The 16,081-nt window shown below is 53.9% G+C and carries 17 protein-coding genes and 1 riboswitch; of the genes, 9 read left to right on the forward strand and 8 right to left on the reverse strand.

The annotated features are described in order from the left end of the window. The first annotated feature begins 16 nt into the window (after positions 1–16). On the forward strand, positions 17–1,303 hold the full coding sequence (gene purD / locus MYB54_RS20400; RefSeq protein WP_014913811.1) for a phosphoribosylamine--glycine ligase: 1,287 nt from the start codon (positions 17–19) through the stop codon (positions 1,301–1,303). Between the two features lie 61 nt (positions 1,304–1,364). Here the strand turns inward: purD and MYB54_RS20405 are convergent, their stop codons facing one another. The 6 genes from MYB54_RS20405 to nudC all read right to left on the reverse strand — a co-directional run bounded on the left by MYB54_RS20405 (position 1,365) and on the right by nudC (position 5,900). Further along, positions 1,365–2,051, reverse strand: a complete 687-nt coding sequence (locus MYB54_RS20405; protein WP_071822559.1) for a DUF1481 domain-containing protein — start codon at positions 2,049–2,051, stop codon at positions 1,365–1,367. Positions 2,052–2,055: 4 nt separating this feature from the next. After that, positions 2,056–2,328 (reverse strand): nucleoid-associated protein HU-alpha, encoded by a 273-nt coding sequence (gene hupA, locus MYB54_RS20410; protein WP_005970302.1) that lies wholly within the window; start codon positions 2,326–2,328, stop codon positions 2,056–2,058. Positions 2,329–2,532: 204 nt separating this feature from the next. Further along, positions 2,533–3,123 carry a YjaG family protein gene (locus tag MYB54_RS20415; protein WP_010285522.1) on the reverse strand — a complete coding sequence of 197 codons (591 nt, stop codon included), beginning with the start codon at positions 3,121–3,123 and terminating at the stop codon, positions 2,533–2,535. Between the two features lie 77 nt (positions 3,124–3,200). Then, positions 3,201–3,890, reverse strand: a complete 690-nt coding sequence (nfi, locus tag MYB54_RS20420) for a deoxyribonuclease V (RefSeq protein ID WP_039552779.1) — start codon at positions 3,888–3,890, stop codon at positions 3,201–3,203. A gap of 15 nt (positions 3,891–3,905) precedes the next feature. After that, a complete protein-coding gene (gene hemE / locus MYB54_RS20425) occupies positions 3,906–4,970 on the reverse strand; it encodes a uroporphyrinogen decarboxylase (RefSeq protein WP_039518382.1) in 1,065 nt (354 codons plus the stop codon). A 147-nt stretch (positions 4,971–5,117) separates the two neighbouring features. Then, the gene (gene nudC, locus MYB54_RS20430) at positions 5,118–5,900 is read right to left on the reverse strand and encodes an NAD(+) diphosphatase (RefSeq protein ID WP_039552776.1); all 783 of its coding nucleotides are present in this window, start codon (positions 5,898–5,900) and stop codon (positions 5,118–5,120) included. Positions 5,901–6,008: 108 nt separating this feature from the next. Here nudC and MYB54_RS20435 point away from each other — a divergent pair, with 108 nt between their 5' ends. The 7 genes from MYB54_RS20435 (at position 6,009) to thiH (ending at position 12,338) form a co-directional block, all read left to right on the forward strand. Next, positions 6,009–6,470 carry an Rsd/AlgQ family anti-sigma factor gene (locus tag MYB54_RS20435; RefSeq protein ID WP_010285518.1) on the forward strand — a complete coding sequence of 154 codons (462 nt, stop codon included), beginning with the start codon at positions 6,009–6,011 and terminating at the stop codon, positions 6,468–6,470. A 122-nt stretch (positions 6,471–6,592) separates the two neighbouring features. Then, positions 6,593–6,747, forward strand: a riboswitch (TPP riboswitch). A gap of 114 nt (positions 6,748–6,861) precedes the next feature. Further along, the gene (gene thiC, locus MYB54_RS20440) at positions 6,862–8,817 is read left to right on the forward strand and encodes a phosphomethylpyrimidine synthase ThiC (protein WP_039556414.1); all 1,956 of its coding nucleotides are present in this window, start codon (positions 6,862–6,864) and stop codon (positions 8,815–8,817) included. Next, entirely contained in the window at positions 8,814–9,455 is a 642-nt protein-coding gene (gene thiE / locus MYB54_RS20445) for a thiamine phosphate synthase (RefSeq protein WP_248721287.1), read from the forward strand. The genes thiC and thiE overlap by 4 nt, the downstream gene beginning before the upstream one ends. A 1-nt stretch (position 9,456) precedes the next feature. After that, the gene (locus MYB54_RS20450; RefSeq protein WP_248721288.1) at positions 9,457–10,236 is read left to right on the forward strand and encodes a HesA/MoeB/ThiF family protein; all 780 of its coding nucleotides are present in this window, start codon (positions 9,457–9,459) and stop codon (positions 10,234–10,236) included. Next, on the forward strand, positions 10,233–10,433 hold the full coding sequence (gene thiS / locus MYB54_RS20455; RefSeq protein ID WP_248721289.1) for a sulfur carrier protein ThiS: 201 nt from the start codon (positions 10,233–10,235) through the stop codon (positions 10,431–10,433). Before MYB54_RS20450 ends, thiS begins: the two co-directional genes overlap by 4 nt. Before the next feature lies 1 nt (position 10,434). Next, positions 10,435–11,217 carry a thiazole synthase gene (locus MYB54_RS20460; protein WP_014913802.1) on the forward strand — a complete coding sequence of 261 codons (783 nt, stop codon included), beginning with the start codon at positions 10,435–10,437 and terminating at the stop codon, positions 11,215–11,217. Beyond that, the gene (thiH, locus tag MYB54_RS20465) at positions 11,217–12,338 is read left to right on the forward strand and encodes a 2-iminoacetate synthase ThiH (RefSeq protein ID WP_039512013.1); all 1,122 of its coding nucleotides are present in this window, start codon (positions 11,217–11,219) and stop codon (positions 12,336–12,338) included. Before MYB54_RS20460 ends, thiH begins: the two co-directional genes overlap by 1 nt. Positions 12,339–12,617: 279 nt before the next feature. Here the strand turns inward: thiH and MYB54_RS20470 are convergent, their stop codons facing one another. Continuing rightward, positions 12,618–14,054 (reverse strand): aminotransferase-like domain-containing protein, encoded by a 1,437-nt coding sequence (locus MYB54_RS20470; protein WP_039277352.1) that lies wholly within the window; start codon positions 14,052–14,054, stop codon positions 12,618–12,620. 230 nt (positions 14,055–14,284) lie between these two features. On the opposite strand from MYB54_RS20470, the gene MYB54_RS20475 reads away from it, so the two are divergent. Beyond that, the gene (locus MYB54_RS20475; RefSeq protein ID WP_226302569.1) at positions 14,285–14,419 is read left to right on the forward strand and encodes a DUF1127 domain-containing protein; all 135 of its coding nucleotides are present in this window, start codon (positions 14,285–14,287) and stop codon (positions 14,417–14,419) included. Between the two features lie 95 nt (positions 14,420–14,514). Here the strand turns inward: MYB54_RS20475 and shiA are convergent, their stop codons facing one another. Then, entirely contained in the window at positions 14,515–15,912 is a 1,398-nt protein-coding gene (gene shiA, locus MYB54_RS20480) for a shikimate transporter (RefSeq protein ID WP_039320743.1), read from the reverse strand. Between the last annotated feature and the right edge of the window lie 169 nt (positions 15,913–16,081).

Genomic DNA, 16,081 nt, shown 5'->3' on the forward strand with positions numbered 1-16,081 from the left:
TCTGGAGCTGATCGAAATGAACATTTTAGTAATTGGTAATGGCGGACGCGAGCACGCGCTAGCCTGGAAAGCCTCGCAATCACCGCTGGCGAAACGTGTTTATGTTGCTCCAGGAAACGCGGGTACCGCGCTTGAGCCAGCGCTGACCAACGTCGATATCGCCGCCACTGATATTCCAGCGTTAGTCGCTTTTGCGCAGGAAAATCACATCGATTTGACCATCGTTGGCCCGGAAACACCGCTAGTTATCGGTGTTGTGGATGCATTTCAGAGCGCGGGGCTAAAAATCTTTGGCCCAACGCAGGGCGCTGCACAGTTAGAAGGCTCTAAAGCCTTTACTAAAGATTTTCTGGCACGCCACAATATTCCATCAGCGGAATACCAGAATTTCACCGAAGTTGAACCCGCGCTGGCCTATGTACGCAGCAAAGGCGCACCTATCGTCATCAAGGCCGATGGATTAGCCGCTGGTAAAGGCGTGATTGTCGCCATGACGTTGCAGGAAGCAGAGAACGCCATTCAGGATATGCTGGCGGGGAATGCATTCGGCGATGCCGGACACCGTATCGTGGTGGAAGAGTTCCTTGATGGCGAAGAAGCCAGCTTCATCGTTATGGTAGACGGCAAGAATGTCTTGCCGATGGCAACCAGTCAGGACCACAAGCGTGTTGGGGATAAAGATACGGGCCCGAATACCGGTGGTATGGGCGCTTATTCACCAGCTCCGGTCGTGACCGATGAAATCCACCAGCGCGTGATGGATCAGGTGATTTGGCCGACCGTCAACGGCATGGCCGCAGAGGGAAATACCTACGTCGGTTTCCTGTATGCCGGTCTGATGATTTCTGCCGATGGTCAGCCAAAAGTGATCGAATTCAACTGCCGCTTTGGCGATCCAGAAACTCAGCCAATTATGCTGCGTCTGCGTTCCGATCTGGTGGAACTGTGTCTGGCAGCCTGTGACGGCACGTTGGATCAGAAAGATTCAGTCTGGGATGAACGTCCGTCTCTGGGCGTGGTATTGGCTGCAGGCGGCTATCCGGCTGACTACAATACAGGCGATGTGATTTACGGTTTACCGCAGCAGGATGCCGAAGATGGCAAAGTCTTCCATGCTGGCACCAAGTTGAACGGCATTAATGTCGTCACCAACGGCGGCCGCGTACTGTGCGTTACTGCATTGGGCAATACCGTGGCTGAAGCGCAACAACGTGCTTATGAAATAGCAGCGGGTATTCAGTGGCAAGGGGTATTCTGTCGAAAAGACATCGGCTACCGTGCTATTGAGCGCGAGCAAGCCTGATAAACGGTTGTCTGATAAATACTGAAGCCCGGAGAAATCCGGGTTTTTTTATAGCTAATGGCTACTTAGGTTCCCACTGGCAGACGTCATCTTCCACCACCAGCAATAACTGCGTCCCTTCTGGCGCTTCCAGCCACGCGACGTTTAGCGGGCGCGTTGCATGGGCTTTTTGTTGCGCGATCCATTCACGCGAGTCATTGTCAAAATCAGGGCGAACCACCGTACCGTCACAAGACTGCACCTGCCCTTCCAGCCATTTCCCTTGCTTTAGCCTCACCTTGCCAGCACGCAATACATCGCTCAATTCCAGCATGCGCTTCGCATCGAACTGGTAGAGCGCGATTTCATCATCAGAAACCGATTCACGTCTTTCGGCAAGCTGCCGCTGCATAAAGCTGACAGTTCCATCTTCTGCAAAGCGCAAACGCATATCTTCTTGTTGCGCCCCGAGCTGATTACGCTGTATCTCGCGTAGCTTATCCTGCTGGAACGTATAGCGCGTCACTACCAGAGCATTGCCTTGAAGCGGGTTGTATACGGTGGTCAGCGCCGTCGTATTCTGCGCATCATCCTTACGCCACAAACGCACAACACCACGATCGGCAACGTAGCCGCTGGCGAAAACGTCCGGCGGTGCGGTGCGGCTACTACAAGCTACCACGGCTATAAGCACGAGGCCTGCGCCACACAAACGTCGTAAAAGCAAAAGGGGCGAAAACGCCCCTCTGCTTAAACTTTTAACCGGCATGGGCTTATTTAACAGCGTCTTTCAGAGCCTTGCCAGAAACAAATGCTGGCACGTTGGCAGCAGCGATTTTGATTTCTTTACCGGTTTGTGGGTTGCGGCCAGTGCGCTCATTACGATGGTTCACTTTAAACGTACCAAAACCAACTAATTGTACTGCATCACCTTCTTTCAGAGACTCGGTAATTGCCGCCAAAGTTGATTCCAGAGCTGCTTTAGCCTGTGCTTTTGACAGATCAGCTTTGTCCGCAATTACATCAATCAGTTGAGTCTTATTCATAAGTTATCCTTACAGTGTGTTTATCGCTTGCTAAGCATCGAGTGCGACGGATATGCCCTTTCCCGTTTCAGGGTGTAATAGCACTCTCCTGCATACACGCACCGACAGCCACTTTTTTTACGCCCCCCAAATGTAGACCAGACAGGGTGCGAATGTGAAGCCTTAAGACAGGCCATTTCAGGCCTTAAATCACGTTTTATCGCGTTATTGATGCAAATTTATCCCGATGTTACTACTTCCGGCCTCGCGCAGATCGGAACGGAGCCCTTTGATCAGCTCAATATCGCGTTCTTCGCAGGCCGCCAACAGGCGAAAAATCTCCCATTGGATGTCCCACTCTTCTTCAATTGCAGGCAAAACCTTGAGCTCATCGTCGGTCATTTCTTTGCCTGCCTGCGTCATTTCCAGCATGGCAACCGTGCGGATAGACGTTTCGCTAATCGCTATCGCATGTTCCAGCGTTTCACCGCTTAAGCGCGAATGAATCAGCTCGCCCAGTGCGATACAGGCATCAATAGCCGGGTAGACGCCGTAAAGATCGTAATCTTCCGCAGCGGGAACCGCTTCTTCCAGCTTTTCCAACTGGCTATCGAAATTAACCTTCGCATCTTTAACAACCAATGTTTCCCATACCAGATCGAGAATGCGACGGTAAACCATCGCGTCGCCGAATTCTGTTTGACGACAAAACTCGTGGTAATTTGGATACATACGTTCACAAAGACATGCCATGAAAGTGACATGTTGCCAGCTCGCCAGCTTTTCCAGACGTAAATGAATGGGGTTACGTAACATTTTTATGCTCATTAACGGCGACGGACGGCAGTGTACCTGAAATCACAGTGACGCCCTATGCCTGAATTCCTAAAGTTTTACGACAATACGTTAGCGGCTTGCTGCCGTTGCCAACGCACAAATGCGGGACGATTTGATGCGACAGCATCAGCCCAACGAGTCGGCTCCGGTAAACGGTAGCCGCGCATACAAGATTGTACCCAGTGCAATGCACTATCCTGACTGACTCGATGCCCCGTCGCCACAAACAGCGGATTACAGCGCGCTTTGCTACGCCATACCCAGCCAATCTGCTCGCCTTTATCCAGTAACGGCTGCTGGCTGCCAACGCTCTCCGCCAATGGCTCAAATCGGCCACAAAGTCGACTTTTCGCCACGCCAATCGTAGGAACATCAACTAGCAGACCAAAATGGCTGGCAACGCCGAGACGACGTGGGTGGGAAATCCCATGCCCGTCGACAAACAGTAGATCCGGTTTCTGTTCAAGCAACGCCCACGCGGCGAGTAGCCCAGGGCATTCACGAAACGAAAGAAAACCAGGGATATAAGGCATTGTCGTGCTGATACGCGCAATCTTGTATTCTATCAGTTCCAACGAAGGATAGCGCATTACCGCAATCGCAGCGCGGGTTACTGAGCCTTCTTGCTCAAAGCCAACATCCGCACCCGCGATAAACGTGGGCTGCTCAAAAGGTAAATCGTCGTGCCGAATCACATCAGAAGCGCGGGCCAACTGTTCAGCCCGCAGCCGTTGTGTATCAATCACATCACCTCCTGTGAATCATGCGTGATAAGGGCGAGACAACCGATGGACAGCCTCAACAAACACGCCCGCGTGCTCCGGCGGCACATCCTGATGAATGCCGTGACCCAGATTGAAAACATGGCCATTGCCTTGTCCAAATCCGGCCAGGATCGATGCCACTTCCTGCTCGATCCGTGCCGGATCGGCATACAACATCGACGGATCCATATTTCCCTGTAGCGCGACTTTATCGCCTACGCGACGGCGTGCGTCGGCGATATCGCTCGTCCAGTCCAGCCCTAACGCATCACAGCCTGTTTCCGCCATTGCTTCCAGCCACTGGCCTCCGCCTTTGGTGAAGAGCGTCACGGGTACGCGGCGGCCTTCATTCTCGCGCTGTAAACCATCAACAATCTTATGCATGTAATGCAGGGAGAATTCTTTGTAGTCACGCCCGCTCAGCGCGCCGCCCCAGGTATCGAAGACCATCACCGCCTGCGCACCCGCACGAATCTGCGCGTTGAGATAGAGAATGACGCTATCCGCCAGCTTATCCAGCAACAGGTGTAGCGTTTTAGGCTCGGCGAACATCATTTTCTTGATGACGGTAAACGCTTTGCTGCTACCGCCTTCAACCATATAGGTCGCCAGCGTCCACGGACTGCCCGAGAAGCCGATAAGCGGCACTTCCCCGGCGAGATTTTTACGGATCGTCCGCACCGCGTTCATCACATAACCGAGTTCCTGCTCTGGATCGGGAACCGGCAGGTTAACCACATCGGCATGAGACGCGATCGGAGACTGAAAGCGCGGACCTTCCCCTGCTTCAAAATAAAGCCCTAAGCCCATCGCATCAGGGATAGTCAGGATATCGGAGAACAGGATCGCCGCATCCAGCGCATAGCGCCGTAAAGGTTGTAACGTGACTTCACAAGCCAACTCTGCGTTTTTACACAGCGACATAAAATCACCCGCTTGCGCGCGCGTTGCCTTATATTCCGGCAGATAACGCCCCGCCTGACGCATCATCCACACTGGGGTGACATCAACGGGTTGGCGTAATAACGCCCGCAAATAGCGATCGTTTTTCAGATCAGTCATGTTCTTTTCCTTTCAACCTCACGGCGGTTCTACACCGGATGGATGTGATGAAACGGATGCGTTATAAGGCGAACGCTTTATGAAGCGAATACGCTATGACGCAGGTGCGCGGTGTACGCAAGCATTCATGACGCCAATACTACCACGTCAGCTTTCGTTCTCGTGATAAGCGCGGCACAGTACCACCGTATCTTCGATAAGCCGACGCGCCACGGTGCCCGGCGGAGGTAACTGCGGGAGTTGGTCATAGCGGAACCAGCCTGCATCACGCAGCTCTTTCGGGTCATGCTTGATTTCGCCACCCGCATACTCGGCCATAAACGCCATCATCAGTGAATGAGGGAATGGCCAAGGCTGCGAACTCACATAGCGCAGGTTCTTTATCTGAATTTGGCTCTCTTCCATCACCTCACGCACGACCGTCTGCTCCAGCGTTTCGCCCACTTCGACAAACCCGGCCAGCACGGTGTACATGTTTCCGCGATGCCGATTGTGTTGTGCCAGCAAAATTTCCTCGCCACGGCGAATCGCGACGATGATGCAAGGTGCGATCTGCGGATAATAGCGCTCTTTGCAGTGGTGACATAAACACGCCAGCTCCGTTTTACTCCGCACCATTTCATGGCCGCAATAACCGCAAAAACGATGAGAGCGATAGAATTCAGCCAGCTGTACGCCTCGCCCCGCCAGTTGGAATAAGCCAACGTCCTGATCGAGCAACTGGCGAACCGATGCCATATCAGAATCCCGGCCCTGGCAGACCAGCCAGACAGGCAGTCCTTGCCATTCACCGATTTGGCGAGCCGTTTTCCCCTGCAACGACCACGCCGTAGCCGTTCCGCGCGGCAATTCTCCCTGAGGGAGCCAGATTTGTACCGCGTCGCTAACCACCCACCAGCCGGTTTCGTCACCTTTTAGCGTCTGTTCCATATCTTTTTATTGCTCCACTGCCACTTCACTGGCATTTTACATTCAGAGTGATTACATAAGTTTTATAACTGGGATTTCAGTTATTTCTTACCGTTCACGGAGTCAACAATGCTAAACCAGCTACAAAGTCTAACTGAATACGTTGGTGGCAATAATGCGTTAATCGACCAATGGCTACAAGCGCGTAAGCAGCTTCTGGTGGCTTACTATCATTTGGTTGGCATCAAGCCGAATAAGGAAACGCTTTCTCTTCTGGATGAAGAGGCATTGGATAATTTTTGCCAAAATCTGGTGGACTATCTTTCTACCGGCCACTTTCATTTATACGAAAAAATGCTGCATGAAGCAGCGACGCACAGCGAACAAGTATTAGCGCTTTCCACCCAGCTCGACCTCGCCCTGCAAAATAACACGCAGCAAATTATGACGTTTTACGATAGCCATCTGGCGGCAGCCATCGACCATGATAACTGCCTCGAATTCCAGCAGGCACTTTCCCACGTCGGCGAAGCGCTGGAGGAACGTTTTACGTTAGAAGACAGAATGATTCAGCAGGTTTACGACAAATAGTCGTCATTTGACGTTATTTCAGGACATCATCACACATTGTAAAAGCAAAAGCGGCACGCTTTGACATCCGCGTTTTGCCGACATACAGTGTAGGGGTTTTATTGGCCCGTTTAAGAGACGGGCATATCTTGTCGGAGTGCCTAGCGTGCTCGTGTTTTGTTTTACGAAATCAATCGTTATGACGAAACTTATGAGCGCACAGGCTGAGACCGTTAATTCGGGATCCGCGGAACCTGATCGGGTTAATACCTGCGAAGGGAACAAGAGTAATGCACCTCTATTGAGCCCAAGGCTGCGTATTCCCACATACCTGCTCTGACGTTCAATATCATTATTACTCCCTCCGGCTCCAGACAAGCAATCTTCCCTTTACGTCTTACAGGAACTTGCTATGTCTACAGAACCTTTGTCTATAAAAACAGTGTCGTCAAAATCGGGTCGCCGTGAACAGCGTGCCGCCGCCCAGCAGTTTATTGAAACCTTACAGGGAACCGCATTTCCCAATTCCAAACGCATTTACCTTGCAGGTTCGCGCGACGACATCCACGTGCCAATGCGAGAAATTCAGCTTAGCCCGACGTTACTCGGCGGCAGTAAAGACAACCCTCAATACGAGCCCAATGAACCAATCCCGGTTTACGATACGTCAGGGCCTTATGGCGATCCCGCTGCGCAACCCGATGTCCGCGTTGGGCTAGCGAAGCTGCGCGCCGGCTGGATTGCAGAACGCCACGACACTGAAGCGCTATCTGGCGTCAGCTCTGATTTCACCCAGCAGCGTCTGGCGGATGCCGGTCTGGATCATCTGCGCTTTGAACATTTGCCACGGCCGCTGCGTGCCAAAGCAGGCAAACGCGTTACCCAGCTCCACTATGCCCGACAGGGGATCATTACCCCCGAAATGGAATTTATCGCCATTCGCGAAAATATGGGACGCGAGCGCATTCGCGGTGAGGTGCTGCGCCAGCAGCATCCGGGGCAAAGTTTCGGTGCCCTACTGCCGGAGAACATCACGCCGGAATTTGTCCGCCAGGAAGTGGCCGCCGGTCGCGCCATTATCCCTTCCAACATCAACCACCCGGAATCAGAGCCGATGATTATCGGACGCAATTTTCTGGTGAAGGTTAACGCCAATATTGGTAACTCCGCCGTGACATCCTCCATCGAAGAAGAGGTGGAAAAGCTGGTCTGGTCTACCCGTTGGGGCGCGGATACGGTGATGGATCTCTCAACCGGCCGCTATATTCATGAAACCCGCGAGTGGATTCTGCGCAACAGCCCCGTCCCCATCGGAACCGTACCGATCTATCAGGCGCTGGAAAAAGTGAACGGCGTGGCGGAAAACCTAAACTGGGAAATGTTCCGCGATACGCTGCTGGAACAGGCCGAGCAAGGGGTGGACTATTTCACCATCCACGCTGGCGTGTTGTTACGCTACGTGCCGATGACGGCCAAACGCCTGACCGGCATCGTCTCACGCGGCGGTTCCATTATGGCGAAGTGGTGCCTGTCGCATCACAAAGAGAGCTTCCTGTACGAACACTTCCGTGAAATCTGTGAAATCTGCGCCGCTTATGACGTCGCGCTGTCGCTGGGTGACGGCTTACGCCCCGGTTCCATCCAGGACGCCAACGACGAAGCCCAGTTTGCCGAGCTGCATACGCTGGGCGAGCTGACCAAAATCGCCTGGGAATACGACGTGCAGGTGATGATCGAAGGCCCTGGGCACGTTCCGATGCAGATGATCCGCCGCAACATGACCGAAGAGCTGGAGCACTGCCACGAAGCGCCGTTCTATACGCTCGGCCCGCTAACTACCGATATCGCACCGGGCTACGATCATTTCACCTCCGGCATCGGTGCAGCCATGATCGGCTGGTTCGGCTGCGCGATGCTCTGCTACGTGACGCCGAAGGAACATCTTGGCTTACCGAACAAAGAAGACGTCAAACAGGGGCTGATTACCTACAAGATCGCCGCCCACGCCGCCGATTTGGCGAAAGGCCATCCCGGCGCGCAGATCCGTGATAACGCCATGTCAAAAGCGCGCTTCGAATTCCGCTGGGAAGACCAGTTCAATCTGGCGCTCGATCCCCAAACAGCCCGCGCCTACCACGATGAAACCTTGCCGCAGGAATCCGGTAAAGTCGCCCACTTCTGCTCTATGTGCGGTCCTAAATTCTGCTCGATGAAAATCTCACAGGAAGTGCGCGACTACGCCGCGAAACAGGAAGCGGAAGCCAAACCGATTGAAGTTGGTATGGCACAGATGTCGCAGGAATTCCGCTCGCGCGGCAGCGAGCTTTATCACAGCGCCACCAGCCTGCAAACCGAGGAAAGCAAATGACGGATTCGACGCCCTTTGCCCCAACGCCGCAGCGGCTGGGGCTTTATCCCGTCGTCGATAGCGTGGAATGGATCGAGCGACTACTCGGCGTCGGGGTGAAAACGATCCAGTTGAGGATCAAAGATCGGTCAGATGAACAAGCCGAAGCCGAGGTGATCCAAGCGATCGCTTTGGGTCGCCGCTATCAGGCACAGCTTTTCATCAATGACTACTGGAGATTGGCCGTCAAACATCAGGCATACGGCGTACATCTGGGTCAGGAAGATCTGGACACCGCCGATCTGGCCGCGATTAAACAAGCTGGCCTGCGCTTAGGCGTCTCCACGCACGACGATCGTGAGCTGGCGCGTGCGGTGGCAATCAGCCCGTCCTACATCGCGCTGGGGCATATTTTCCCAACCCAAACCAAAGACATGCCATCAGCGCCGCAGGGGCTGGCCGAACTGACGCGCCACATCACCGATCTGCAAGGTCGATTTCCTACCGTTGCGATTGGCGGCATCAGCATCGACAAAGTGCCTTCGGTGTTGAAAACGGGCGTAGGCAGTATTGCCGTCGTCAGCGCCATTACGCAGGCTCCAGACTGGCGGCAAGCAACCGCGACGCTACTCAGGATGATTGAAGGAAGGGAGGCATGACATGGTAACGAATCCTCATCCAACGTCTGCCGGGCTGAGCGATAGCGAGTTCATGCGCTACAGCCGTCAGTTGATGCTGGAAGATATTGGCCCAGACGGTCAGGAGAAGCTCAAAGCCGCCCGCGTTCTGCTGGTGGGGCTGGGTGGGCTGGGTGCTCCCGCGTCGCTCTATCTGGCTGCCGCAGGGATCGGCACGCTGCTGCTTGCCGACGATGACGCACTGCATATCAGCAACCTGCAACGCCAGATTCTGTATCGCACCAGCGACACTGACAGGCCCAAAGCCGTACTGGCCCAGCGTCAGCTACAGGCGTTAAACCCGAACTCAGAAGCGATTGCGATTACCGAGAGGCTCAGCGGCGGCGCGTTACACCATGCCGTCAGCCGCGTCGATCTGGTGCTGGATTGCAGCGATAACATGACCACTCGCCATGCGGTTAACGCCGCCTGTGTTAGCGCAGGCAAGCCGCTCATCAGCGGGAGCGCCGTCGGCTTCAGTGGCCAGCTCGCCGTCTTCACGCCGCCTTATCACGCTGGCTGCTACGCCTGCCTGTATCCCGATACAACCGAACCGCAGCGCAACTGCCGTACCGCAGGCGTGCTGGGTCCGGTGGTCGGCGTAATTGGCACACTTCAGGCGCTGGAAGCGATCAAACTGCTGGCTGGTATGCCATCCGCGTTGGACGGCAAGCTGAGAATGTTCAATGGCAAACAGCAGAGTTGGAACACGCTTCAACTAACTCGCGCGCCCCATTGTCCGGTATGCGGGGGCGCGGCATGAAAATCACGCTGAATGATGAGCCCTTTGAATTTTCGGAGGCCATCACGGTTGAAACGCTGCTGAGCCAGATCAATCGGCTCCAGCCCGGCACAGCGCTGGCTATCAATCAGACCATTATCCCGCACGCCACCTGGTCGCAGTATCAGGTGCAGGACGGTGATGATATTTTGCTTTTTCAGGCCATCGCGGGAGGATGACATGCTGCACATTGCCGATACGACATTCACTTCACGGCTGCTGACCGGCACCGGGAAATTCGCCACACCAGAGCTGATGCTAGCGGCACTTGAGGCTTCTGGCTCGCAGCTGGTCACCATGGCGATGAAACGCGTTGACCTGAACGGCGGCAACGACGCCATTCTCGCCCCGTTACGCCAGCTCGGCATTAAGCTGCTGCCGAATACGTCAGGTGCCAAAACGGCCGATGAAGCCATTTTTGCGGCCCGACTGGCACGTGAAGCGCTGGGCACTCGCTGGCTGAAACTGGAAATTCATCCCGATGTGAAATACCTGCTGCCCGACCCTATCGAAACCCTAAAAGCCGCCGAACAACTGGTAAAAGAGGGATTCACGGTACTGCCCTACTGCGGTGCCGACCCGGTATTGTGCAAACGGTTGGAAGAAGTCGGCTGCGCGGCGGTGATGCCGCTGGGCGCACCAATCGGCTCCAATCAGGGACTGCAAACGCGTGACTTTCTCCGCATCATCATCGAACAGGCGCGCGTTCCAGTGATTGTCGATGCGGGTATTGGCGCGCCCAGCCATGCGGCTGATGCGCTGGAAATGGGAGCCGATGCCGTTCTGGTCAATACGGCCATCGCCGTTGCTCGCAATCCCGTGGCAATGGCACACGCATTTCGGCTGGCAGTCGATGCCGGAGGGCTTGCTCGTCAGGCCGGGCTGGGAAGTAAGCAGTTTGTCGCCAGCGCCACCAGCCCGCTCACCGGTTTTCTTCATCGGCAAACAGAAGGGACAAAGTGATGAACGTCGATTTCCAAACCGTCTGGGAACAGCTCGACTGGGATGACCTGACGCTGCGCATCAACGGTAAAACCGCACACGATGTTGAACGAGCGCTTGCAGCCCCACACCTGACGCGTGACGATTTTATGGCGCTCATTTCACCTGCCGCCAGTACCTATCTGGAACCGCTAGCTCAGCGGGCACAACAGCTTACCCGCCAGCGTTTCGGCAATACGGTAAGCTTCTATGTCCCGCTGTACCTGTCCAATCTGTGCTCCAACGACTGTACCTACTGCGGCTTTTCGATGAGTAACCACATCAAGCGAAAAACGCTGGATGAAGCAGAGATCCTGCGTGAATGCGCCGCTATCAAGGAACTGGGGTTTGAACACCTGTTGCTCGTGACCGGCGAGCACCAGCGTAAAGTAGGCATGGATTATTTTCGTCGCGTCTTTCCGCTGATCCGACCGCTCTTCAGTTCGCTGATGATTGAAGTTCAGCCCTTGTCGCAGGACGAGTACGCCGAATTAAAAGCACTGGGTCTGGATGGCGTGATGGTCTATCAGGAAACCTATCATCCGGCGACCTACCAGTTGCACCATCTAAAAGGACAAAAGCAGGATTTCCACTGGCGACTCGCCACGCCGGATCGACTGGGTCGTGCGGGGATCGACAAGATCGGGCTGGGCGCCTTAATCGGTCTGTCCAATAGCTGGCGCACCGACTGCTACATGGTGGCGGAACACCTGCTGCACTTACAACAGAGCTATTGGCAGAGCCGGTATTCTATCTCGTTCCCGCGTCTGCGCCCCTGTGCGGGCGGCATTGAACCGGCGTCGCTCATGGATGAAGCGCAGCTCATGCAGGTGATTTGCGCATTCCGGTTGCTGTCGCCGGATATTGAGCTGTCGCTATCCACGCGTGAGTCGCCTTTCTTCCGCGATCATGCCATTCCTATCGCAATTAACAACGTCAGCGCATTTTCCAAAACCCAGCCGGGTGGCTACGCCGACGACCATCCGGAACTGGAACAGTTTTCACCGCATGACTCGCGGCGCCCTGAAGACGTGGCACAGGCCATCATACGTGCAGGTCTCCAACCCGTGTGGAAAGACTGGGACGGTTATTTGGGCAGATAGTTACTGAACAGATAAGACAGCGATACGCCTGATTTGGGACGCGACTCGCAAGCCGAAATGAGAATTACACGGAAGACAACATTCTCAGGATAACGCCGCGCAACATGACATTCGGCCTATCGTCACGGCATTCGCTGAGTAATACAGTAGCGTCGTTGGCAAGCCTGAGCATGATTACGGAGCTTGCTGGCCAGAGCCGTTTGCTACTTATCGGCTCTGCACATCAACCCGCCGATACGGGACTTATCCTTACCCGTATCGGCCCTTCCTTAACAATAATCAGGTTACGTTCTGGTCAGGAAAAGTGTGCATCATCTTCGCGATTTCACTACCCACGATGCGCAGCCCTTCCCTCATCTCTTCCGTGAAGCGGTTGGCATAATTGAGCCGAAGACAATTACGGTATTTTCCCGAGGCGGAAAAGAGCGAACCCGCGGCTATCTGTATGCCCGCTTTTCTGACCTCACGGCTGAGTTTGAGCGAATCAAAATATTCAGGCAGCTCAATCCACATCAAAAAGCCACCTTGCGGGCGACTCACACAAATATTGGACGGAAAATACTCACGAACCCAGCAGGTAAACGTATCCAGATTAGCTTTGTACTGAGCACGCATACGGCGTAGATGAGGCTGATAGTGTCCGCTACGAATAAATTCTGCCACGGCTAACTGGGGCTGTACCACCGTCGATCCCGTGCTGATGTATTTTGTATGGATCACGCGTTCCAGATAGCGCCCCGGGGCGATCCAGCCGACGCGCAAACCGGGTGCCAGATTCTTTGAAAACGAACTGCACAACAGTACACGTCCGTCTTCATCAAATGATTTTATCGCGCGGGGACGCGGATATTCATAGGCCAGCTCGCCATAGGCATCATCTTCAATAATCGCGATGTCAAAATGCTGCGCCAGCGTCACCAGCGATTTCTTGCGGGCATCAGGCATGATGAAGCCAAGCGGATTGTTACAGCTCGGCACCAGAAGCACGGCTTTGATCGGCCATTGATCCAGCGCCAGTCTTAACGCTTCGAGACTGATCCCTGTTACTGAATCGGTTGGGATCTCGATCGCTTTGATATCCAGCCCACGAAGGATCTGCATCGTGCCCGGAAAAGCGGGTGACTCAACGGCCACGATGTCGCCGGGCTGACAAACGGCGCGGACCGCAACAAATAGAGCTTCCTGACATCCGGTCGTGACCACAATATCATCTTGAGTCAGCTGGCAGCCGCAGTCGACGGTAAGACGGGCAATCTGTTCACGCAGCGCAGGCACGCCATATACGCTGTCATATTGTAAGATCCGAGGATCCTGATATTGGCAGAGGCGAGCCATCTCTTTCCACAGCGGTTTGATGGTCGGCTGGCTTACATCCGGCATTCCGCTGCCAAATTTCAACACGTTGGTTTCCAGACGCACATTCACCAACTCCAGCACCGATTCCCACTGCGTGATCTCAACCGGACGTTGAGCAGGACGCGTCAGCGCGGGTACGGGCGGTGTTGCCTTACGCGGCGTGACAAAATATCCCGAACGCGGCTGCGGCATAATCAACTGCCGGGTTTCCAGCAGATGATAGGCTTGCTGGACGGTACTGATGCTCACACCATGTTCTGCACTCAGCGCTCGCACAGAAGGCAGGCGTTCTCCGCTTTGGTACAACCCTTGTTCGATCCGCTGTTCTAACAGCCCAGCCAGGTGTTGATAACGCGTCATCAGTATCATTCCCTATCAAGATTCGCCGCAGTAACCAGTACAGATTCAAATGAAAATCACCATTCAGATGCAATATCACACAATCTGTATGCTAAAAAAATGAATTTTTTGAGTCTGTATTGAAAATACCTTTCACCTCATCATAGCGATCATTCACTGGCGAGGGGGAAAATATGGAATTTCATGAGAATCGATCACAAAAACCGTTCCGCGAGTCACCGTTTTGGCTAATGCTGATTTTGCCGTTCCGCTTGTGGAAAACCTGGCGGGCGAGAGCACAAACGCTGAAGATACTGCAAAATATGAGCGATGACGGGCTTAAGGATATTGGGCTAAAGCGAAGCGATCTTGATCGGTTCAGATAACGCCACGGCAAAAACAGTAGACTAAAAAGCAGTAAAAAATATGCCGATACAGACACTGAATCTGTATCGGCACGCGAGATGGGTGAAGTGAGAGGTTAGTGAGATAAGGCGTCCGCTGATGTTGCCTTCATCCGCATCCCGACAATCGCCGAAAGTAAGCAGCCAATGGCAAGGTAAGCTGCCACCGCATGCCATGAACCATCCATAAACTGCACCAGCAGAACGGCGATAAAAGGTGTAAACCCGCCGCCAACCACGCTGGCGACCTGATAACCCACACCCGCCCCGCTATAACGGTACGCCGTACCAAATAGTTCGGTAAACATCGGCTGCTGTACGCTAACAATCATATCGTGAGCAATATTCGCCAGCATGATGGCAAAGAACAGAATCAGCAGTGTGTTATGGCTTTCCAGCGCCATAAAGAATGGCACCGCACTCGCCGCCCCAATCAGTGCACCAGTAACGTAGATCCGACGGCGGCCAAAGCTATCTGCCAGATAGGCAAAGAAAGGAATAGATACGCAGCTGATCGCCCCCACCAGCAGCCCGATATTCAGGAAGATATCCCGCGATAGCCCAAGATGAGTCGTGGAATAATTGAGGGCAAACGCGGTAACGATATACATCGTCAGCAGTTCGCCAAGCCGTAGCGCAATAATCAGCAGAAATGCCTTCGGGTGCTGGCGCAGTGCTTCCATGATAGGGAACGAACGCAGTTTATTGGCTCTTTCTCCCAGCGTTTTATTCGCCTCAAATTCTTGAGACTCATCCATCCCGTTACGCACCCACCAGGCGATAGCCACCAGAATCAGGCTGAATAAGAACGGCAGACGCCAGCCCCAGGTGGTAAATTCTTCATTGGTCGTCAAATTGCTTACCACCGATACCGACCCAGTAGCTAGTAACAATCCAACCCCAAAGCCAACTTGTACGCCGCTGCTGTAAAAAGCTTTCTTCTTCTTCGGCGCGTTCTCTACCGCCAACAGCGCCGCACCGCCCCATTCACCACCAACCGCAAAACCCTGAATTGCCCGCAGCGTAACCAGCAGCACCGGTGCCCACCAGCCAATCGAATCAAACGACGGCAACAGACCAATCAGCGCAGTAGAAATGCCCATCATCCAGACCGTGATCATCAGCATTCGTTTACGGCCCAGCTTATCGCCGAAGTGGCCGAACACCATGCCGCCTAGCGGTCGGAACAGGAAACCAACGCCGAACGTACCAAATGCCGCCAGCGTCCCCATCGTTGGGCTAACCTGTGGGAAAAATTCGGTATTAAATACAAGAGCGGCAACAATTCCGTACAGTAGAAAATCGTACCAGTCGACAACGGCCCCCACAAAACTGCCCCATGCTGCGCGTTTTGCTCGATGTTGAGAATGGCTTACTGACTGTGTTTGTAGGGTTTTATCAGAAGAAAGTGAGTCATCTTGCTGAGGTAATGAGCCGCCAGGCTGTGAGAGTGTTGGCGTAGTTGAGGTGTCCATGTCGGTTCCGTTCTATTTACTTTACACTACTGTACAACAAAAAATTTCAGGAAGAAATTTTTAACGTCGTTTGCGACGGCCTTTAGGTAGCGCACAGAGATGTGCGCAATAAAAAACCCCAGCCATGATAGCTGGGGTTTTTGTTATTTACCGCATGATAGTGCAGCGT

Origin of the sequence: Pectobacterium nicotianae (genome assembly GCF_023272715.1) — a bacterium.
In the GTDB taxonomy this organism is placed as follows: domain Bacteria; phylum Pseudomonadota; class Gammaproteobacteria; order Enterobacterales; family Enterobacteriaceae; genus Pectobacterium; species Pectobacterium brasiliense.